Origin of the sequence: Rossellomorea sedimentorum, assembly GCF_046237645.1 — a bacterium.
Lineage (GTDB): Bacteria > Bacillota > Bacilli > Bacillales > Bacillaceae_B > Rossellomorea > Rossellomorea sedimentorum.
The window spans coordinates 582,247-604,083 of sequence record NZ_CP143546.1 but is presented as its reverse complement, the minus strand read 5'-3'; the positions used below and the strand labels follow the sequence as shown (position 1 = coordinate 604,083).

Here is a 21,837-nt window from a genome sequence, read left to right as displayed (position 1 = left end):
CTGGAGAGTTAAGATTTATGTTTTTTTCTTTTTTTTCTGTAGAAGTCCCTTGCAACGTCTCCTTATAATACAGTTATGAATTTTCTAACTATTCTCATTTCCGATTGTGCTTTTCGCCGTTCGGTTCAACAGCAGGATAGAATACTTAAAGGAGGCATCATTATATGGAACACTTTGGCTTATTATCACTACTACCTTCTGTACTGGCGCTTGCTCTCGCCATTTGGTCTAAGAGGGTAATTCCCTCATTGCTTGTCGGAATATTAGTTGGAACGATCATAATTGATGCTAATGCAAATGGCTTTCTACATTCCATTCTTTTTTCTATCGTCAATCTTTTTAGTGCCATTGCGGGTCATCCGGGTAATGAGGAGCTTGGACTTCGCGGTATGGGATTGATGAGCAGCCCGGGTAGAGCCGAAATCATCATTGTCATTTTATTGCTGGGTGCATTTATCGCCGTTTTAAACCGGTCCGGAGGGGCATTCGCCTTTGGAAAGTGGTTGTCTGGAAAGGTAAAGTCAGAGTCTGGGGCACAACTATCTACCGTTGCCATGGGGAGTTCATTATTTACTAGTGCCTACTTCAGCTCCTTGGCCACAGGTACTGTTTTTAAGCCAATATATGACCGCATGAAAATTTCACGGGAAAAACTGGCTTTCTTTCTCGATTCGACCTCTGCTCCTATCAATGTCCTGGTCCCAATTTCCGGTTGGGTTGCCTTTATGGGAGCTTTAATGGTAGACAATATTCCCGGGGTGAATGATCCTATCCTCGGTTTGATGAAGACCATTCCCTATAACTTTTATAACTTAGTCATCATCGGATTCGTACTTCTGCTTGCCAGTGGAAAAATAAAAGATTTTGGTCCTATGAAAAAAGCAGAAGAAAGAGCACGGAATCATACTTATCGTAATGAACTGGAGCAGACGGCAGCCGAGGCCTCAGCTGCAGCTGAAATGGGAATTAAAAAAGGGAAAGTTTCTGATATGATTCTTCCACTGGGCGTTTCAGTCGGCCTCCTTGTTGTATTAGGTTTATGGAATTATACGATTTCCCCTATGCTAGAAACGGCCAAATTACCGTTAGGCGGAAACCAGATGCTGATCATCAGTTTTTCTGTGGGGCTTTGTATTGCCTTTATCAAGTACACAGCCAGTAAATTAATGAGCCCTAAAGAATTCCTGGATGAGATGATGGAAGGAAGCAAATCAGTCATCCTGGGGGCCGTCATCATTACATTAGCTGTCACTCTTGGAGATATCATGAGAGCCGCTGCTCCTGAAGGAACCGGCGCAGCCATGTATATTGCTGAAGTAGCAGGCGGGGTGATTCCTTCGGCAATTATTCCTGTTTCTGTTTTCTTGCTGGCTGCCTTTGTTTCTTTCTCAATGGGAACATCCTGGGGAACTTGGGCCATTATGATGCCAATCGCTGTAACCCTGACCCTTGCAACGGGTGGAAATCCATTTCTCGCTGCTGCAGCCGTATTATCAGGCGGAACATTCGGCGACCATACCTCTCCGATTTCAGACACGAGTGTCATGTCTTCAGTGGGAGCCGACTGTGAACATATGGATCACGTCAACACGCAGCTGCCATATGCCCTGACTGCAGCCGGAATAAGTTCAGTCATCTTTTTGATTGCTGGTTTTGTACTGTAATAACTAATGTAATTCCTTAAGTAACCTGGAAGAGAGACAAACCGCCCCGGTATTGTCTCTCTTTATTTTCTATGAAAACTTTAACACTTTAAAGCACTAAGAGGGACAGTCCCTCTTAGCGCTTTAAAGTAGTAAAGTTTGGTCTCCTATCATTTCAGGGAATAAGGAAAAAACCAATTAGTAGGAGGATGTCTCATGAAACTGCATAATGGAAATTTATATTGGCCGTCTACATACACATATACACAAACACATGATAAGAACCTCCCGGCGGACGGGCATTATGATGTTGTCATAGTGGGAGCCGGAATGTCCGGTGCCTTATGTGCCTATACACTCGTTGAAGCGGGAATGAAAGTAGCAATGGTGGATAAACGAACTGCTGGAGCAGGAAGTTCTTCTGCCAATACGGGACTTTTACAATATTCAAATGATATTATGCTTCACGAGTTAATCGGACAGATTGGAGAGCAAAAGGCTGTTCGTTTTTATAAATTATGTCTGGAGGCTGTCGACCTCTTGGAAAAAACCGCGGAATCGCTGCCTGTTGACGCTCATTTTACAAGAAGAAACAGCATCTGTTTTGCAAGCAGGTCAGAACATGCCGAAAAGCTTCGCAAGGAATATGAGACCTTGAAACATCATGGTTTTCCGGTTGATTTCTGGAGCGGGGAAGAGCTCAAAAATCACCTGCCGTTTAGCAAACCTGCTACACTGGTTACAAAAAAAGATGCTGAAGTAAATCCATACCGGTTTGTGACTGGAATCATAAAGTACCTGCTCGAACATGACGTAGACATTTACGAGCATACAGAAGTCTTAAATTCAGAGGATAAAAAAGATTATGTGGTTCTTACGACAAACCGCGGAAGTTTATCAGCCGGCCATGTAATTTTCTGCACTGGTTATGAGGCCTCCGGAATTGGTAAAAATATCGGAGCGTCAATTAATAGATCCTATGCCATCGCAACAGAGCCTGTTAAAGATTTATCTTCCTGGTGGGAAAGAGCTTTAATCTGGGAAACTAACAGACCATACTTCTACTTAAGAACGACAAGTGATAATCGTATAGTCGCCGGCGGCTTGGATGAGGATCTTCCCGAAGCACCACAGAGCCAGGAGGTTATTGATAAGCACGGAGAAAGAATTAGCAATGAAATCAAGATCCTGTTTCCCGGCATTGAGATTGACATTTCACACGCATGGGGAGCGAGCTTCGGCGAATCCCTGGATAATCTGCCATTCATCGGCTTTGCGCCTGAGAAAAACCGCACCCTTTATCTCCTTGGGTATGGTGGGAATGGAACAGTATACAGTATGCTTGGATCTATCATCCTGAAAGATTTAATTCAAGGGAACCCTAATACAGATGCAGAAATTGTTAAGCTGGATCGTTGATACTTTAACACTTTAAAGCGCGAAGAGGGACTGTCCCTCTTCGCGCTTTAAAGGACTAAAGAGAGGTATTTCGCAACCTCAGCGAAACACCTCTCTTTCTTCCCAATAATTTATTTTACTAGATACACTCGGGCTTCGTACGGACGAAGTTCTACCCGTTTGATATCTTCTTCACCATCTACATTGTAGTTGCTGATGAACAATTCTTTAGTTCCGCCTTCCAGTTCAGCCGGCAGTTCGAACACCGGTGTGTCACTAGAGAAGTTCAGCATGACAATCATCTTCTGCCCTTCATACTCTCGTACGTACGCATAGATTTTGTCATGGTCCGGTATGATGAGATCATAAGAACCGTAAACCATGATCGGGTTTTCTTTGCGAAGCTGAATCAATTTTTTATAGTAGTAGAAAACAGAGTTTGGATCCTCCACTGCCTGCTTCGCGTTGATTTCTTTGTAATTCGGGTTGACCTGGATCCAAGGTGTGCCTGTTGTGAAACCGCCATGGTCGCTGTCATCCCATTGAATCGGGGTACGGGCATTGTCTCGTCCTTTTACATAGATGGATTCCATGATCTTATCATGATCTTCACCGTTTTCCATGACTTTTTCACAATACATATTGAGGATTTCAATATCCTTGTAGTCATTGATCGAATTGAATCGGACATTCGTCATCCCAAGCTCTTCTCCCTGGTAGATGTACGGAGTCCCTTTTAATGTATGAAGGAATGTGGCCAGCATCTTCGCCGATTCCACGCGGTACTCCTTGTCGTTTCCGAAGCGGGAAACCATACGCGGCTGATCATGATTGTTCAGGTACAAGCTGTTCCAGCCTTCCTGCTCCAGTCCTTTTTGCCACTTTGTAAAACTGTCGCGAAGAGCGCTCATTTTCATCGGGCGGAGATCCCATTTTCCTCCCGGGCCTGAGTCTAGGTCAACATGCTCGAATTGGAATACCATGTTCACTTCTTTTCTGTCTTCAGCTGTATAAAGCTTGGCTTCTTCCACATCCACACCCGGCATTTCCCCTACGGTCATGACCTCATAGCCGGAAAGAGCTTTTTCATGCATCTCCTGCAGGTAGTCGTGGATTTTCGGCCCGTTCATATAATACTTGCCGCCCGGGGCATACTTGCGCCCTTCAGACAGCTCAGCATCCGGAAGTCCGTCCACTTTTGAAATAAAGTTGATGACATCCATCCGGAAACCGTCGATTCCTTTATCCAGCCAGAATTTCATCATGTCATAGACTTCTTCGCGCAGCTTCGGATTCTCCCAGTTCAAGTCAGGCTGCTTTTTGCTGAATAAATGAAGGAAATATTCTTGCGTCTGTTCATCATACTGCCAAGCAGAGCCGCTAAAGCAGGATTCCCAGTTGTTTGGTTCCTTCCCGTCTTTTCCTTCTCTCCAGATATAATAGTCGCGATATGGATTGTCTTTTGATTTTCTTGATTCCACGAACCATGCATGTTCATCCGAGCTGTGGTTGACCACAAGATCCATGATCAGTTTGATGCCGCGGTTATGCATTTCTTCTAAAAGACGGTCCCAGTCAGCCATTGTACCGAACTCATCCATGATGCCGCGGTAGTCGCTGATGTCATAGCCATTATCATCATTCGGAGATTGATAGACCGGTGAAAGCCAAATGACGTCGATACCGAGTTCCTTCAGGTAATCCAGCTTTGAGATAATTCCGTTGATATCACCAATCCCATCACCGTTGGAATCTTTGAAACTGCGAGGATATATTTGATAGATGACCGCTTCTTTCCACCATTGTTTAGTCATTTGTAATGTCTCTCCTTTGTCATGGATAGTATGTTGATTATAACATGCAAACGTTTGCATTAATAGTCATGCAGAAAGAGACACTTCATATAATATCTCTTTTAATTCAGTAAATTACCTTATAAAAAGAGCCGGCTCCTAAGGCCGACTCTTAACATTTTATACTTGGTAGATTCTAGCTTCATAAGGCGCGAGCTTATGGTGATCCGAAATTTCATAGTTTCCGAGAAGCAAGTCCGCATCTTCAAAGGAGATGAATGGGCTCCAGTTTCTTTCTACTGTCTGATCGGAAATATTCAAGAGTACAAGCCATTTTGTTCCTTGATCCTCACGGTAATAGGCATAGACTTGCTCGTCTTCTTCCAGAATCGATTCATAGGTTCCGTAAGTCATGACTTCATTTTGTTTTCTTAAGTTAATCAGCTTTTGATAAAAGAAATAAATGGAGTTCTGGTCTTGCAACGCCTTTTCAACATTGATCTCCTGATAGTTTGGATTGATATTGATCCAAGGTGTGCCCTCTGTAAAGCCGGCATTTTCTTCAGCATTCCATTGCATCGGGGTTCTTGAATTATCACGCGCTAATGGCAGCAGCTCTTCGAAGACTGCTTGCGGGTCTCTTCCTTTTCCTACTTCTTCTTCGTATTTATTTTTCATGGCGATGTCATTGTAGTCTTCAATGGAATCAAAACAAACACCTGTCATGCCAATCTCTTCGCCCTGATAAATATAAGGTGTACCCGGAAGTGTGTGGAGCATGGTTGCAAAGCACTTTGCAGATTCCTCGCGATAGATTGTGTCATTCCCAAAACGGGTTACGAGGCGTGTGTGGTCATGGTTGTTCAAAAATTGCGAGTTCCAGCCACGGCCCCACAGTGACTCATACCACCTTTTCTGGATGGATTTGAACTTCAGCATGTCCCAATTTTCCATGTAGTCGCACACTTCAAAATGGAAAAGGGCATGAAGTTCCTTGCGCTCCTCTTCAACGTACAGCGGGCCCTCTTCCGCTTTTACAAACGCCAGTTCACCGACCGTCAGCAAGTCATAATGCTGAAGCACCTTTTCGTGCATTTCCTGGAGATACTCGTGGATACCCGGGTTGTTCCCAAGATAAGAGATGTCTTCGGGATTCTCTGCGTCCGGGAATCCTTCCTGTTTGGCGAGGATTGCAATCGCATCCATGCGGAAACCGTCTACCCCTCTGTCCAGCCAGAATTTCATGATGCGGTAGATTTCTTCCCGGACTTCACTGTTTTGCCAGTTGAGGTCGGGCTGCTCCACGGCAAAAGAGTGGAAGTAATACTGTTCTGTTGTTTCATCGTACTCCCAAGTTGAAGGGCTGAAATAAGAACGCCAATTGTTCGGCTCATCTCTCCAGATGTACCAGTCGCGCTTTGGGTTATTCTTGGAAGAACGGGATTCAAGGAACCATGGGTGTTGATCAGACGTATGATTGACGACGAGGTCCATGATCATTTTCATCCCGCGGGCATGAATTTCATCGATGAGACGCTGGAAAGTATCCATTGTGCCTGCTTTCGGCATGATGGCACAGTAATCTGAAATGTCATACCCGTTATCCACGTCAGGAGATTCGAAACACGGATTCAGCCAGATGACATCCACTCCAAGATCTTTGATGTAATCAAGCTTCTGGATCACTCCCTCCAGATCTCCATAACCGTCTCCATTGCTATCTAAAAAGCTGCGCCAGTACACCTGGTACACAACTGCTTCTTTCCACCATGTTTTGTCCATTACAATTCTCTCTCCTTCAGTTGAACTATTCATTTTACAGCTAGTATACTATGTAAACGTTTACCTATGTAGAAAAAAATTATGGAGAATGTTTGTGCTTTAACACTTTAACGTGCGAAGAGGGACTGTCCCTCTTCGCACGTTAAAGCACTAAAGTCCCCTAGATAATTAAAAGAGACAGCCTCTCATCGGCTGTCTCTCCTATTACTCTATTAAGCTTCCGGTTCAAATGTCTGACAATCGGTTTCTTCACTTTTTCTTGCTTTGCTGTTACTGTGACTGCTTACAAAGATCTGGTCAGCTGTGCATTTTCGGCCATCTCGATTGTATACACAGTTACTTACTTCGCATAATACATCTTGTGCCATAGCTGCACACCTCCTTAGTTTTTAGTGAACGTATTCTCTAAAACGATAGATGGAGTCGATTGTACCTTTGTATTATGTATATACCCTCAAGAGATGTGTTTAATCATTAAACCCTTCCACGAACTGAAAAACTCCGGGCTTATGATAAGCCCGGAGTCAATTTAATTTTTTTAGTCCTCTTCTTCTTGTTCTTCAAGGTCCTCTATAAGATTCTTCATTTCTGCGATTTCTTTTCGCTGTGCTTCAATGATTTCCTGAGACAATTCTTTTACACGTGGATTATCAATTTCGGCACGCTCACTTGTTAGAATCGCAATAGAGTGATGGGGAATCATCGCTTCCATGTAGTCCTGGTCATCCACCAACGTCTGGCTTCGCAGTAAGAACAAGGAAATTCCGAATACAAGAATGCTTCCGACCACTATCCCGATATTGGCTTTCTTATTTTTTAACATATGAGTCATAAATGCCAGCATGATGACAGCCATGGTCGCACCCATCAACAGTGCCATATAGGCCCTTGTCTCACTGAAGAAGACATGGTCGACTTTATAAGTGCTTAGATATTTGAACATGAACATAACAATGGTCGACGTGATCACCATTGCTCCGAAACGTAAATAGGGCTTCAACCTGCTCACTCCTTTAGAATTCTTTTGTTTCTTTTCATACCCGAATTCTTTCAGAGTATGCATCAGGAGCCCTTTAGTCCTTTAAAGCACGAAGAGGGACTGTCCCTCTTTGTGCTTTAAAGCGTTAACGCACTGAAAGGGACTGTCCACGGGTGTTGATTAACCATAATATGTAAAACAAACGGTATCATTAGACAAAAAAAGCCACTCTCTTTTAGAATGATTGTTACCGCTAACAACACTAAAAAGGAGAGTGGCTTCATTGACTAACTTTAACAAATTATCAGAGGTACTTCAAACGTTCATTACTGACGAAGAGGTGGAAAACCTGTGTGAAGAGTGGGGTTATCATGACACCGCGAGAAAATTTTCCGCCAAAGATTTGGTACGCTTCTTTGTCATTTCCTCTGCGAAAGATTGGAAAAGCTTTCGAGATGCCGAAACCAAGATGCCTCAGGAAGACAGTTTGCCTTCCGTTGACCACTCGACCCTCGCTAAAAAAGCTCAAAACGTCCCTTATCAGATCCTTCAAAAATTGTTCTCTCGTTTAGTCAATCGCTTAGGACGTGGAATGCGCCGAGCGCTGTTCAAGCCCTATAAACTATTCGCGGTTGATTCCACAACCATTACGTTTCAACATCCAGATATGAGCTGGGCGGGTTACACCCGTACCCGCCACGCTATTCGGCTCCATACAAAGTTCGATGTAGAGGAAGGACAGCCTACCCAAGTCATCCATACAACCGGACGGCACCACGATGTCATGGTGGCCCCCAAGTTGTATGAAGACACGGAGCCTCTTTCCATCATCACCGCAGATAGAGGCTATGCACGAACGAAAGACTTTGAGGATTTACACGAAGACCACCAATTTTTTGTGATTAGAGTCGCCAGCTCCTTCTCTCTCTCGGAAGAGATGGAACACAGTGTACCTCTTGATGAAGAGGGCAATGTGAAGGAAGACCTGACAGCCTTTATCGGAAAACGGACCCGCAAAACAAAGTATCGATTCAGATTGGTTACGTTCACTGATAACGAAGGAAATAAAATAAAAGTAGCCACGAACTTAATAATGATGTCTCCTGATGACATTGCTTATATCTATAAACTCCGCTGGCAAATTGAGTTATTTTTCCGATGGGTAAAAGGTAATCTGGATCTGTCCAATCTCTTTGGGAATTCACCGAATTCTGTTTATAGCCAGGTTTATGGCACTCTTATCGGTTACTTTCTTTTACGGTGGATTTACAATGAAACGAAGGAAGAGTGGGCTATCTTACACTCTTTCACCTTCATAGAATTTACCCGTCGTTACGTGGCATACACCTTACCTGTGGAGGTAAGGTGTGCCGTTAAATCACTTTTTCAACGAAGGGGAAGTCTGTGTAAATCAGCTGGAAAAATATAGCTAATCAACACCCGTGGACTGTCCCTTTTAGTGCGTTAATAAGGTAAAGCTATTTGAGGTTCCATTTACGCAGCGTAAAGCTTGCATGGCCAGAAGCACTGAAGCGGATGCTTTCATCGTTTGGTGAAGGGTATACGCGCGATGTGAAACACTCTTCGCCATCATTCAGGAAGATTTCAATGGATGATGTATCAAGGAAGATTCGCATGGACTTCAGTTCTTTCAGTCTGCATTGTCTCTTCTCTGCAAGGCCGTCCACATAGCTTTTTCGCTCCAGCGTGAAAACACCTTGCTCCGGGTTATACACCACCCGGCAGCCATCGGCAAACGAGATATCCAGCCGGCCGCCGGAAACCGCCACATCGCTCAATTCAAGGTCTACTGCCTTACCTTCCACACCATCAAACTGACGGCTTTCTTTTTGCAGTTCTACGGAATACCCAACAGCCTCGCCATTTCGAAGCTCTGCCTGCTCCTCAAGTGGAACCTGCTGCACTTTCCCGTCAACCAGTTTTAACTCCCTCGGTATCGTCATGCAGTGCACCCACTTATGCTGGATCGTCGGATGAGCCTGCTCGTCCTGATCCGGCACACTCATCCAGGCAAATAGAATCCTTCTGCCTTTATGATCGAGGGTCGTCTGCGGAGCATAAAAATCAAACCCTCTGTCCAGTTCTTCAAATGCTCCGTGCTCATATTCACCTTTTTCACTATCGAACTGCCCGGCAACATAGCCGGCCTGATAGACGTTTTGATATTCCATTCCCTTAGGCTCCAGCCCCTGAGGAGAAAAGACAAGCACATCTTTTCCGCCAAGGTTGAACAGATCAGGACATTCAAACATATAGCCGAAATAGCCGAGCTTTCCGTCATCCCCTCCGGCAAGGATTCCTTCATAAGTCCAGTTTTCCAGGTCCTTCGACTTCAACAGGGCTACCGAGCCGTTCAGGTTTTCCGTTTGCGCACCCACGACCATAAGATAAGTGCCGTCCTGTTCCCAGACTTTTGGATCCCGGAAATGAGGGGTGAATCCATCGGGTAATTTCACGACAGGTCCTTTTTTATCAAAGGCAATGCCGTCGTCAGAAATCGCCAGACATTGATACGTCTCTCGATTTCCCTCTTCATCCTTCACATTCCCTGTATAGAAGGCATAGATTTTGCCATCATGTTCAATCGCACTTCCGGAGTAGCAGCCATTTTTTTCATACCACTCGGAAGGTGTCAATGCGATTTCTTCATGTTTCCAATTGACTAAATCCGTTGAAGAATAATGGCCCCAGAACTTGGCTCCGTGCCCCGTTTTAAACGGCATCCATTGATAGTAAAGATGATAAACGCCGTTATGCTCAATGAAACCGTTCGGATCATTCAGCAGTCCGACAGGAGGCATCAGGTGATACTTTAGACGGTACGGGTCTTGTTCCACAACTGAATGATTTTTTTCTACAGCTTCATAGGCCTGAGACCTTAGTTCCTGATCCCTCGTCATTCCTGACCATCTCCTTTATCGAGATGACTCTTTACCTCTTCAAGAGTCGGCAGCGCCGTCATCGCTCCTTTTGTAGAAGCGGCAAGCGCTCCGGAAACCGCAGCAAGGGAAGCCATTTCTGCTGCCTGGTCCGCACTCAACGAAGCGATGTCTCCTTCAAATTCATTCAGACGGTACAGCATACCGGATACGAAGGCATCACCGGCACCTGTCGTGTCCACTGCTTTTACCTTCATCGCCGGCACATGCTTATGACCGCCTTTTGTATAAACGTGGCACCCTTCCGCTCCCATCGTGATGATCATCAGAGGAATGTTGTAGTCCTTCATTTTTTCCACACCGGCTTCCAGCTCTTTTTCCCCTGTGATAAATTCAAGTTCTTCCTCTGAAATCTTCAGGAAATCTGCTTCCCTAAGCATGGACTTTATCGTTTCTCTCGCATTATCTTCTGTATCCCACAGTCCTAATCTCAAGTTTGGATCATAAGAGACAAGCATTCCGTTTTCCTTGGCCAGCTTCACAGCATGGTGTGTCGCTTCTTTGGCAGGACTGGAAATCATGGAAATCGAACCAAAGTGAAGAATCTTATGAGAAGTGAAATCCGCTTCATCAATCTCCCCCGCTTCCAGGAACCTGTCCGCACTCGGGTCGATGTAAAAGTCGAAGCTTCTCTCGCCGTCCTCGGCATTCGTGACAAACACGACGCCTGTTCTCGTGTCAGGTGTCAGGAACATCTGGTTCGTTCGCACTCCGTAGTTCTTCAATGTTTCTTTTAAAAATTCACCCAGGACATCCTTGCCCACTTTTCCTAAAAACGTAGACTTTGTGCCCAGGCGTGCCAGCCCGACCGAAACATTCGCAGGCGCACCGCCAGGACTTTTTTGATAAGAAATATTTTCTTGATCAAGAGGGATAAAATCAATCAGGGCCTCGCCCAATGAGATAATGCCATTTTTCATATACGTATCCTCCCACTCACTCTTTACATACAGGAAGGGGCTGACCTTTGTATGAAGTCAACCCCTCTGTTCTTTTTTATTCAGTCTTGCTGTGTTAATCCAACTCTCTTTTGTATGCTGATTTCCGCTCCAGGTGCGTGACTCCGCGGGGCGGGCGGTGAGCCTCCTCAGCTTCGCTTGCGGGGTTACGTTCCGGTGGGTACGTAACCTTGGTCTCACCTGTCATCAAAAGTGGAAGCGCCCTGATCAGACCCGACAGGCAAATGTTCCTGAGAGAAAAAAGGTGATCTTTCCTTTTATTCTCTCAGGGTTATTTGACCCCGAGGGGCTGGGCGCTGGAACCAGACGCCTGCTAGTCCCGCAGGAGATCGCACGCCTTCCGCTTCAATCAACTTGGATATACAGAGAGAGAGTAATAATTCTTCGGAAAAGCTCACCCTTTACTAATACAGCCTAAAATAGAAACCAAGCACTATTATTTCGTCTCTTCTTTCCATCCCAGGATAAGAGTAGCTGCAAAAGCACCAGCAACCGCGATGATGAATCCAATTCCGTAATTGATCGGGTCTTGTGCGATGGCAAACATCGGAATACCCGTCAAGCCGATACCATTGGCTGCTACTTGAGTGAATACCACATAGGCCCCACCAAGCGCACCACCGATCGCAGCCCCGATGAACGGACGTCTATGTTTCAAGTTTACCCCAAAGATCGCCGGCTCAGTAATACCTAGGAATGCTGATACAGCAGCCGGTACTGCAATTTCTTTTGTTTTTTTGTTTTTTGTTCTAAAGAATACTGCTAATGTCGCGCCGCCTTGTGCCACATTCGCCATTGCCCAGATTGGCAGCAGGTAGTTCGCTCCAACGTTAGCCAAAAGTTCCGCCTCAATCGCATGGAAGCTGTGATGCACGCCTGTTAATACGATTGTGGAGTACAGTCCGCCGAATACCAGACCTGCGATAGGTCCGGCTGTGTTGTATACTACGTCAAGGACAGTTGTGATTCCGTTACCTAGTGTCCGTCCGATTGGACCGACAATCAGTAGTGCAACAAACCCTGTGAAAATGACTGTTAAAAACGGTGTAACTAGTAAATCAATTGTATTTGGAACAACTTTTCGTAATCCCTTTTCAATTTTAGCCATGATATAAACGGTCAGTAATACTGGAATGACGGTACCTTGATACCCAAGCATTTGAACGCCGAAACCAAAGAAGTCCAGTGTGGACGGCTCTGCATTTGCCAATCCCCACGGATTCAACAAAGCAGGGTGCGTCATAATTCCCCCGATGACAGCTCCAAGGTATCCATTTCCGCCAAATTCTTTCGCTGCACTGAAACCGATCAGAATAGGCAGGATGATGAAGGCCGCAGACGAGAACATATCAAGCATGACGACTAGCCCGCTCTCAGGATCTACCCAGTTATACGTTTTCATGAGTCCAAGCAGACCCATCAGCATACCCGCAGCAACGATTGCCGGGATGATTGGAACAAAAATGTTAGACAGTGTACGTGCGAAACGCGCGAACGGATTCATCTTTCTTTTCGCGGCATCGCTGTGGGATACTCCTTCTTTAGCAGAGTCATCTTCCATCGATGCGCCTACTAACGGTCCGAATTCTTGATAGACCTTGTTGACCGTCCCGGTACCAAAGATGATTTGGAACTGTCCTGAGCTTGAGAACGCTCCTTTTACGCCATCCAATTCTTCGATGGCCCCTTTTTCTACTTTGCTTTCATCATCTATCACTAAACGAAGGCGGGTGGCACAGTGTGTTGCACTGATGACATTGTCTTTGCCGCCTAACAATTTAACAAGCTGTTGAGCTGTTTCCTGATGATTCATGATGTTTTCCTCCTTAACATGTTTCCGGGAAGTACCGATAAAAAAAGACAAGACCTAAAATGTACAAGAAAAGGGTAGAGGTAGGTCAAAGAGAGACGATCTACCTGTGCCGTCTTATACATTCTAGGTCTTGCCTGCATTATCAGTAACAATCCCGCGCTATTAAATTTATAGTTGAATTCTATACCATGAAAACGTTATCGTCAATACTTTTTTATTGGTTGTATTTTAAAATTTTGTTGCTATTTAATATGAGGTTCAAGAGATATAGCCATCTTTTACAGAAGTCACCCTGTTCAGTTAGATAAGCCCTTGTACCCGAAGGAAAAATCCGGCCTATGGATTTTTCCAATAGCAACAACCTATACGAATACAGCCTGCTTATTTCACCAACCTTTGGATATGCAATGCGATATAGGCTACTTCCGAGTATGGAAACTTGATATCATATTCCTCACTTAAGTAATCCAATGTCTTTTTGGAACACTCGAATGCTTCTTCATATTTCAATTTGATCAGCTCCAGCATATCTTCATCAATCGGGGAAAACTGATCACCCTTTTCTATCCTGTTCAAAGCAAAACGGAGATGGGTAATCAAGCGTTGATAGTCAATGCTTGTTTCCTCGATTTTTTTGCCCATAAGTGATTCCACTTTTGAAACAAAGTCCTTCAGGATGGAGGCTTGTTTCAAAGATTCTCCCATGGAAGGTGCATCCATTTTGGCAGTATGGATATGCAGAGCAATATGCGCCACCTCATCTTCCGGGATGTCGACACCGAGCTTTTCCATAATCCGCTCTTTTGCCCATAGGCCGATCTCGTACTCTTTCTTGTACAGCATCTTGATTTCATTCAGCAGTTTATTCTGGATCGGTATTCCCTGCTGGAGCCTTTCCAGAGCAAAGGCAAGGTGGTCGGTTAACGCAATATGGATATGATCACTCAAAGGGGCTGCCAAATGGCCTTCGGCGTAACTGATGATATCTTCTGCGACCTCCACGTAACTCTCTGGCAGCGTGGAGAGCAGCTGTTGAAATTTTTCTGAGGAAGATTCCCGCAGGACGAAAATCTTTTCAATTTTATCCTTCGGGACAATATCATTCCGTTTTTTCTGAAAAGCAATTCCGCTTCCCATTACAATTTTCTCCTGAGGGCCATCAATCACGACGACTGCATTATTATTCAAAACTCTAAAAATCCTCATTAAAACCCTCCGTACACATACTCCTTTTAATATTACCACCCGCCCATAAAAAAATGCCATAACAAGGTTTCTGCTTTACCCCTTTAAAGCGCTAAGAGGGACAGTCCCTCTTAGCGCTTTAAAGCATCAACGCACGCAAGGAACTGTCCCTATAGACTTTCATGAGCGGTCATTAACTTTCCGTTGAATCTTTCTCTTTCACTGTGAACTGTTTGATGATCCCCTGCAGGGCTTCACTTAGTTCATTGAGATTCTCTGCAGAGTGTGCGATGGTTCCCATCACTCCCACCTGTTCTTCTACAGATGCCAATACTTCTTCAGAAGAAGCTGCCGTTTGTTCAGCAACGGCTGAAACACTTTGAATGGAAGCAAGAATGCCTTCACTATGAGTGGTCACCGTGGAGATTTCCGAGTCGAGCTTTTGAACAGCCTCGATAATTTGTGACATGGAGTCCGAAATTTGATTGAATTGGCTTCCTGTGTCCATTACGGCCCCATTAAGCTTCGTCGTAATTTCATTTGAGTTCGCCATCGCCATGACCGTTGTCTCTGTTTCTTTTTCAATGGCATTGATCATTCTTTGAATTTCAGCTGTGGCATTGTTTGTACCTTCTGCCAGCTTGCGGACCTCTTCCGCAACAACAGCAAATCCTTTCCCTGATTCTCCTGCCCGTGCCGCTTCAATACTCGCATTCAATGCCAGCAGGTTTGTTTGCTGGGAAATCGCATCAATCGTTGTGACAATATTGGAGATATCTTTAACACTGTTAGAGAGTTTTGTGATACCCATGCTTATTTTTTCAGATGCTTCAGCTGTCGCTTCATTGGATTCCTGAAGGAAAAACACCTTTTCTTTCCCGAGCTTGATCGCTTCTGTGGACTGCCCCGTCAAGGTATGGATCATTTGGTTCTGGCTGTTCATCTTTCCAATCGCATTATAAAGGTCTTCCGACTTCTGGTTGGTAGATTCGATATCTGCGGCCTGCGCGACGGACCCCTGGGTAATCTCGTTCATTGCCCGGCCCATTTCTTCACCTGTCGCACTCGTTTCCTCTGTTAATGCCGAAAGCTCCATCGCCGATTGTGATACTTGTGTGCTCGTATTCTGAATGTTCGCCAGGATCGTTCTTAACTGCCCCGCCATCTTGTTAAAGGCTTTACCTAATTGGCCAATCTCATCTTCTGATTCAGGAAGTTCTGCAACGTTCAAATCACCCTCAGAAATCAAAAGTGATGTTTTTGTGATTTGCTCCATTTGTTTCAGTTTGCTTCTGCTTACAAAATAGAAAATCAGCAAACCGGTGATGGTAATGATAACGGACACTCCAAGAATCAAATACAATAAATCATTTAAAGAATCATAGAACTCTTGCTCATATGCTCCGACTCCAATATTCCAGTCCCAAGGTTCATAGTAGGACATATAGACAATCTTGTTTCTTTCAGCAGTCTCGCCTGCATTTTTCCAAGAGTATTCATAAAAACGGTCGTCAACCTTTTCTGCTTTTGCTGCTTTGACGATATCCTGGACTACATATTGACCGTTTGAGTTCTTTACATCTTTTTTGCTTTCACCGATCGGTATAACTGGGTGAAGCTGAGCAATATGATTAGAATCATACGCCATCAGATATCCTTCGTTTTTATAGACAAAAGAAGATTGCGAGAAGTCATAGACCGTTTTCCCATCTTTCGTCTGGGGAGGTCCGACCAATAACTCTCTTGCCTGCTCCTGTGCTTCTTTCAGTGTCATGTTCCCTGCTTCAACCTGCTGATTTAAAAGGTCCATTGCGGAGATTGAGTTGCTCACAATATGCTGCAGATCCAACTTTCCGCTCTTAATGAGTTCGTTCTTCGCAAAGTTATAGCTTAATAATCCAAGAGTGGTGGTAGCGACGAGGATCAATATCGTGATACCGAATAATAACTTTGTGGAAATCTTGTTGAATTTCATAGCTCTGCCCCTTTGTCGAAATATTTAGATTAGTCCTCTTTTTATATCGGTTTTAAAAGCGTTTTCTATAGGCTTGTTTCATATTTTTTCTTTCTGCCAATGTTTCCCTTTAGTACTTTAAAGCGCGAAGAGGGACTGTCCCTCTTCGCGCTTTAAAGCACTAAAAAAGGGAATGGATTCTGTACAATCCATCCCCTCTATCAATATAAGTCTACCCTGCTGGAATTTTCCTTTTGTCTTTGAATGCTGAAAAGTAACCCCTGAACGTTTTGAACACTTTAGTTGATTGGTCAGGCTGATTTTTCACGTCACTCTCTTCTCCAGAAGAAGTTCCACCTGAATTTTCTTCCACCTCTTCACCATGAAGGCTTCCAATAAGTGCCGGAGAAAAAATACGGCTTCCGTCCATAATCATCCGGATGGAGGAAACAAATTCCTCGCTGGAACTATCTTTGGGTAAGTACCCTTTGATATCCCCCTGGACTTTTTCAAAATAACCGGGCTTTGCAAATGTGGTTAAAATGACCAGATTAGATCCGACACCTTTTAAAGCTGCAGCCATGTCATCCTTTTCATGCATTTCAATATCCATAAGACAAATGTCCGGCTGAAGTTCTCTCACAAGAGACAATACCTCATCCTCCCTGCCTGACTGTCCGACCACTTCCATATCATCTTCTAGGTTGAGCAGGGAACCGATTATACCCAGTAAGAATTCCTGGTCCTCTGCGATGACTATTCGAATCATGTTTTTCTCTCCTTATCGGACTTTCTAAGCAAAGACTCTCCTCAATGAATCGAAGGAGAGTCCGTTACAGGTAAAATTAAAGTTCAGGTTTCGCTTCAGCTGTGATCCGGCGGTGATCTGCCATTGTCTTGAGACCTTCTTTAAAGCTCACAAAGTTCTTTTTCTCTTCGTCCCATAGACGGAACTTAAGGGACTGCAAACTAGTTGCAAGCGTGATTGTCGGCACATGCTGGAGGGGTTCAGTACTTGTATGCGCCTCTTCAAGACGATAGTTAGGCACCCGTGGGCTCAGGTGGTGAACATGGTGGTACCCAATGTTACCTGTTAAGAACTGCATGACCTTAGGAAGTTTGTAAAAGGAACTTCCTTCTACTGCTGCCAGCACATATTCCCATTCATTATTTTCTTCAAAATAAGAATCTTCAAAAGTGTGCTGAACATAGAAAAGCCAAATTCCTACAGAGCCAGAAATCATGAAAATCGATCCTTGCACCAGCAGGAATGACTGCCAGCCAAGTGTCATACCGAACAGCACAATCAACGCGACAATGATCACATTCACTAAGTATGTGTTATTGCGTTCTTTCTTACGGGCATTCTTACGGTTGAATCTGTTCTTCAGTAGAAATACATAGATCGGACCAAGAACAAACATTACAAACGGATTGCGGTAAAAACGATAAGCTAAACGCAGTTTAAGCGGCGCTTCTGCGTATTCCTTCACAGTCAGAGTCCAGATGTCCCCTGTTCCCCGCTTATCAAGATTTCCACTTGTAGCGTGGTGAACAGCGTGCTCATGTCCCCACTGGTCAAATGGGAAGAGTGACAATACACCAACGATTGTTCCAACAATCCGGTTGGCACGGCGGCTTTTAAAGAAAGAATAGTGGGTACAGTCATGGAAGATAATGAAGCTACGGACCAGGAACCCTGCCGCAAATATGATTGGAACAAGCGCAAGCCAGTATGAAACCGACAAGCTTTGGTAAGCTAAAATCCATAAAAGGATGAATGGACCGAATGTATTGATGATTTGCCAGACACTTTCCTTTGTTGTTGACTTTTCAAATGGGGCGATTTCTTTTTTTAAGGTTTTCAAGTTTGTCATTTAGTAGAATTCCCTTCATTTGTTGATACTTTCTATTATAGGGAGGTACTAATTTTCCGGTAGTAGTAGGTGTCATACGCAAGATATGACAAATGTCATATAGGGAGGACAAACCCTTTATTCCCAAGGGGTCACGCTGACTGAACACGTTGAATTTTTCTTTAAAAAATAAAAAAACCAGACCTTTTCCTCTGCGTTTTAGAGAAAAATGGTCTGGTTTCAATAGATTTGCCTATTTTTCGTTCCAATAAATAACATTAATACCGAAAGGCAGTTAACACACGTAACGTGTCAGATGAGGAATATTAGATTCTTACTGAACGGTATACCCGCCATCAAGCACAACTGCCTGCCCTGTGATCCCGCGTGCCCCTTCCCCGCAAAGGAAAATCGTATATCCGGAGATTTCTTTTACGGACAGAAGCCTTTTCTGCGGAACAAGCGGATAAATGACGTCTTCCAGAACTTTCTCCAGTTCAACGCCTCGTGTCCTCGCCAAATCCCCGAGCTGATTTCGTACCAGCGGTGTATCAACGTATCCTGGACAAACGGCATTGACCGTCACGCCATGTTCTGCCGCTTCCAAAGCTGCCACCTTTGTCAAACCGATCACACCATGCTTAGCCGAGTTATAGGCCGCTTTGCCGGCAAAACCGATCAGGCCGTTGATGGAAGCCATGTTGATGATGCGTCCGAACCCTTGCTTCTTCATGACAGGAAGTGCATGTTTAATGGCGATGAAAGGCGCCGTCAGCATGACTTTGACGAGCAGCTCGAACTTTTCTGTTGGAAAATCCTCAATGTTGGAAACATACTGCAGACCCGCATTATTAATCAGAATATCGAGCCTTCCATACTGTTCGACCGTTCCCTCGATCGCTTTCACAATATCTTCTTCAGATGTTACGTCACATTTGATTCCGATTGATTCATATCCTAAGTCTGTCAATTTGACAGCAGACTCTTTTACTTTGTCTTCCTGCAAATCAGTCAGGACGACTTTCGCCCCCTGCTCAGCGAAATCTTTTGCAATTTCGTAGCCGATTCCCTGGGCTGCCCCGGTTATTAATACCACTTTATCTTTCACCATAACAAGTCAACTCCTTAGCAGGCCGGCGAACGGGCATGCAATGGTTCAGCCATTACAACACCAAGCACCGGCCATTCGTTAAAATTTGCTCTATTTATGAGTATTATTGCTATTTGAATGAAGTAGTTGATTTCCACTTCAGGTGTGCCACTCTAATCAACCTTTAGTTAACCTATCCAAAAATTCAAAGTAAAAGCAATACTCATTTTAAAAACAGCCTATAATTAAATACCAAGACCAAGCGAGAATAATAGGATGGCAATCGCCAGTCCAATCAGTGGAACAACAACCGTCAGAGCTCCTACCGCACCATAAGCGGCTGCGTGAGTCTCGTTACAGATGGAACGGATCGTTGTCACCACATATCCGTTATGCGGAAGAGAGTCCAGTGCACCGGATGAAATCGCAACCGTACGGTGAAGGGCTTCCGGATTGACGCCCATATCCATGTAGTGAGGCGCAAGGATTGGAAGTGCAATCGCCTGACCGCCGGACGCCGATCCCGTCATACCGGCAATGACACTGACCGCAATCGCTCCGCCGATCAACGGAGATCCCGGAATGCTCGTCATTACGCTAACCGCGGTATCAAAAGCCGGAACTGCCTTTGCAACACCGCCAAAACCGACAACCGCCGCTGTGTTACCAATGGCAATCAGCGCACCGATCGTTCCTTCTGAAACTGCTCCCCAGAACCCTTTGAAGTACTTACGATTTAATAGATAAGCCGAGATGACACCGCCAAGCAGTGCGATGATCAAGGCAGATTGTTTGAACGAATCATGGAAAATGAATGCCAACACCAGTACCACCAATAGCGGAACAAGGCCCGTTAATGGATTTGGCAATTCCCTGCTGCTGTCAATCACAGGGTCTTCCTTGCGTGCTTCGAACCTTTCTCCTTTGGCAACAGCCTTGTTAATCATTTTTCTTAACCACCAATAACCGAATACCGCCATAAATACTGCAACAATCAAACTTACTTCCCATCCTGCATAAGGACTTGTTCCAAGATAATCAATCGGAATCCAGTTCTGGATTTCCGGTGAACCTGCAGACGTCATGGTGAACGTCACGGAACCAAACGCCAATGCAGCCGGAATGAAACGGCGAGGCAGGTCAGCCTGTTTGAACAGACTCACAGCCATTGGATAAACAGAGAACGCTACAACGAATAAACTTACACCGCCGTACGTTAAAACCGCACAGGCAAGGACAATCGCAAAAACGGCATATTTCATTCCAAGTTTATCAACAACGAAGCGTGACACACTGTCAGCTGCCCCGCTATCCTCCATGACCTTACCGAATACGGCACCCAGCAAGAACATCAGATACCAGGAGGCAATGAACCCGGTAAATCCGGCCATATAGTTGCTGACCAGGTTGGCTTCACCTTCTCCTACAAGCTGCGGAAACAGCGGTAATCCACTCAGCACAGCGACAAACAAAGCCGAAATCGGCCCGACGATAAGGATATTCATTCCCCGCATCGTCAAAACAATCAATAAAATAAGTCCCCCAATTAGACCAATCATGCTTAACATGAAAGCTCCCCCTTTGTCCTTTTTATAAGGCTCTTTTCTTAAATTTTGTTGATTTTTAATATGAATTTCAGAAAATACAGCCATAATTCACAGGTAATATCATGGTAAGTAAGAAAAGAGCTGCTCTCCCTGTTCAGAGAGAGAAAACCTTGTACCTAAGGGAAAAATCCGGCACTTGGGATTTTTCCTATATTTACAAAAAATATTATTTCACTTCACTAACATCGAGTTCAGTTCCAGTTGAAGAAACTACATCCTCAACCGTAAAGCCTTCAAACACTTCCACAAGCTTCAAGCCGTTTTCCGTCACATCAATGACCGCTCTTTCTGTGATAATGCGGTCGACAACACCTTTTCCTGTCAGCGGCAAACTGCAATCGCTTACAATTTTAGGAGCACCGTTTTTCGACACATGGTCCATGATGACGATGATTTTTCTTGCTCCATGGACCAGGTCCATTGCACCGCCCATGCCTTTGATCATTTTTCCAGGAATCATCCAGTTGGCGAGATCACCATTTTTAGAGACTTCCATTCCTCCAAGTATGGCCACATCGACATGCCCTCCCCGGATCATGGCAAAAGACTCTGCCGAACCAAAATAGGAAGCTCCCGGAATCGCCGTCACCGTTTCTTTTCCAGCATTAATCAAGTCCGGGTCAACTTCAGTCTCTTCAGGATAAGGACCAATGCCTAAAAGTCCATTTTCCGATTGAAGGATAACATGTTTATTATCCGAAATATAGTTGGCTACCAGCGTTGGCATCCCGATTCCCAGATTCACATAGTCACCGTCATTGATTTCCTTTTCAGCTCTCCTGGCAATCCTTTCTCTGACTGCTGCCTTATCCATACCG

General features: G+C 44.6%; 17 protein-coding genes. 3 read left to right on the top strand and 14 right to left on the bottom strand.

Annotated features, from left to right (window positions below; genetic code table 11):
* The first annotated feature begins 164 nt into the window (after positions 1-164).
* Both V1502_RS03005 and V1502_RS03000 read left to right on the top strand, forming a co-directional pair.
* The gene (locus V1502_RS03005; protein WP_409252917.1) at positions 165-1,664 is read left to right on the top strand and encodes a Na+/H+ antiporter NhaC family protein; all 1,500 of its coding nucleotides are present in this window, start codon (positions 165-167) and stop codon (positions 1,662-1,664) included.
* A 195-nt stretch (positions 1,665-1,859) separates the two neighbouring features.
* Positions 1,860-3,062, top strand: a complete 1,203-nt coding sequence (locus tag V1502_RS03000; RefSeq protein WP_409252916.1) for an NAD(P)/FAD-dependent oxidoreductase — start codon at positions 1,860-1,862, stop codon at positions 3,060-3,062.
* Positions 3,063-3,172: 110 nt separating this feature from the next.
* Here the strand turns inward: V1502_RS03000 and V1502_RS02995 are convergent, their stop codons facing one another.
* The 4 genes from V1502_RS02995 to V1502_RS02980 form a co-directional block, all read right to left on the bottom strand.
* A complete protein-coding gene (locus tag V1502_RS02995) occupies positions 3,173-4,855 on the bottom strand; it encodes a glycoside hydrolase family 13 protein (protein ID WP_409252915.1) in 1,683 nt (560 codons plus the stop codon).
* A 159-nt stretch (positions 4,856-5,014) separates the two neighbouring features.
* Positions 5,015-6,616, bottom strand: a complete 1,602-nt coding sequence (locus tag V1502_RS02990; protein ID WP_409252914.1) for a glycoside hydrolase family 13 protein — start codon at positions 6,614-6,616, stop codon at positions 5,015-5,017.
* Between the two features lie 212 nt (positions 6,617-6,828).
* Positions 6,829-6,984 carry a DUF1540 domain-containing protein gene (locus tag V1502_RS02985; protein ID WP_409252913.1) on the bottom strand — a complete coding sequence of 52 codons (156 nt, stop codon included), beginning with the start codon at positions 6,982-6,984 and terminating at the stop codon, positions 6,829-6,831.
* A 170-nt stretch (positions 6,985-7,154) separates the two neighbouring features.
* Positions 7,155-7,616: a DUF305 domain-containing protein gene (locus tag V1502_RS02980; protein ID WP_409252912.1), complete on the bottom strand. Its 462-nt coding sequence runs from the start codon at positions 7,614-7,616 to the stop codon at positions 7,155-7,157.
* A gap of 262 nt (positions 7,617-7,878) precedes the next feature.
* Here V1502_RS02980 and V1502_RS02975 point away from each other — a divergent pair, with 262 nt between their 5' ends.
* Complete coding sequence (locus tag V1502_RS02975; RefSeq protein WP_409252911.1) at positions 7,879-9,024, top strand: IS4 family transposase; 1,146 nt, start codon at positions 7,879-7,881, stop codon at positions 9,022-9,024.
* A gap of 49 nt (positions 9,025-9,073) precedes the next feature.
* On the opposite strand, the gene V1502_RS02970 is transcribed toward V1502_RS02975, so the two are convergent.
* The 10 genes from V1502_RS02970 to V1502_RS02925 all read right to left on the bottom strand — a co-directional run bounded on the left by V1502_RS02970 (position 9,074) and on the right by V1502_RS02925 (position 21,833).
* Positions 9,074-10,516: a glycoside hydrolase family 32 protein gene (locus tag V1502_RS02970; RefSeq protein ID WP_409252910.1), complete on the bottom strand. Its 1,443-nt coding sequence runs from the start codon at positions 10,514-10,516 to the stop codon at positions 9,074-9,076.
* On the bottom strand, positions 10,513-11,475 hold the full coding sequence (locus V1502_RS02965; protein ID WP_409252909.1) for an aminoimidazole riboside kinase: 963 nt from the start codon (positions 11,473-11,475) through the stop codon (positions 10,513-10,515). The genes V1502_RS02970 and V1502_RS02965 overlap by 4 nt, the downstream gene beginning before the upstream one ends.
* A gap of 475 nt (positions 11,476-11,950) precedes the next feature.
* A complete protein-coding gene (locus tag V1502_RS02960) occupies positions 11,951-13,327 on the bottom strand; it encodes a sucrose-specific PTS transporter subunit IIBC (protein WP_409252908.1) in 1,377 nt (458 codons plus the stop codon).
* A gap of 381 nt (positions 13,328-13,708) precedes the next feature.
* Positions 13,709-14,533, bottom strand: coding sequence for a PRD domain-containing protein (locus V1502_RS02955; RefSeq protein ID WP_409252907.1), 825 nt, complete (start codon positions 14,531-14,533; stop codon positions 13,709-13,711).
* A gap of 172 nt (positions 14,534-14,705) precedes the next feature.
* Positions 14,706-16,487, bottom strand: a complete 1,782-nt coding sequence (locus V1502_RS02950; protein WP_409252906.1) for a methyl-accepting chemotaxis protein — start codon at positions 16,485-16,487, stop codon at positions 14,706-14,708.
* Positions 16,488-16,698: 211 nt separating this feature from the next.
* The gene (locus V1502_RS02945; protein ID WP_409252905.1) at positions 16,699-17,235 is read right to left on the bottom strand and encodes a response regulator; all 537 of its coding nucleotides are present in this window, start codon (positions 17,233-17,235) and stop codon (positions 16,699-16,701) included.
* A gap of 76 nt (positions 17,236-17,311) precedes the next feature.
* On the bottom strand, positions 17,312-18,343 hold the full coding sequence (locus V1502_RS02940; RefSeq protein ID WP_409252904.1) for a fatty acid desaturase: 1,032 nt from the start codon (positions 18,341-18,343) through the stop codon (positions 17,312-17,314).
* 313 nt (positions 18,344-18,656) lie between these two features.
* Entirely contained in the window at positions 18,657-19,433 is a 777-nt protein-coding gene (locus V1502_RS02935; protein WP_409252903.1) for a 3-hydroxybutyrate dehydrogenase, read from the bottom strand.
* Positions 19,434-19,657: 224 nt separating this feature from the next.
* A complete protein-coding gene (locus tag V1502_RS02930) occupies positions 19,658-20,980 on the bottom strand; it encodes a GntP family permease (RefSeq protein ID WP_409252902.1) in 1,323 nt (440 codons plus the stop codon).
* Positions 20,981-21,185: 205 nt separating this feature from the next.
* Positions 21,186-21,833: a CoA transferase subunit B gene (locus V1502_RS02925; RefSeq protein WP_409252901.1), complete on the bottom strand. Its 648-nt coding sequence runs from the start codon at positions 21,831-21,833 to the stop codon at positions 21,186-21,188.
* Between the last annotated feature and the right edge of the window lie 4 nt (positions 21,834-21,837).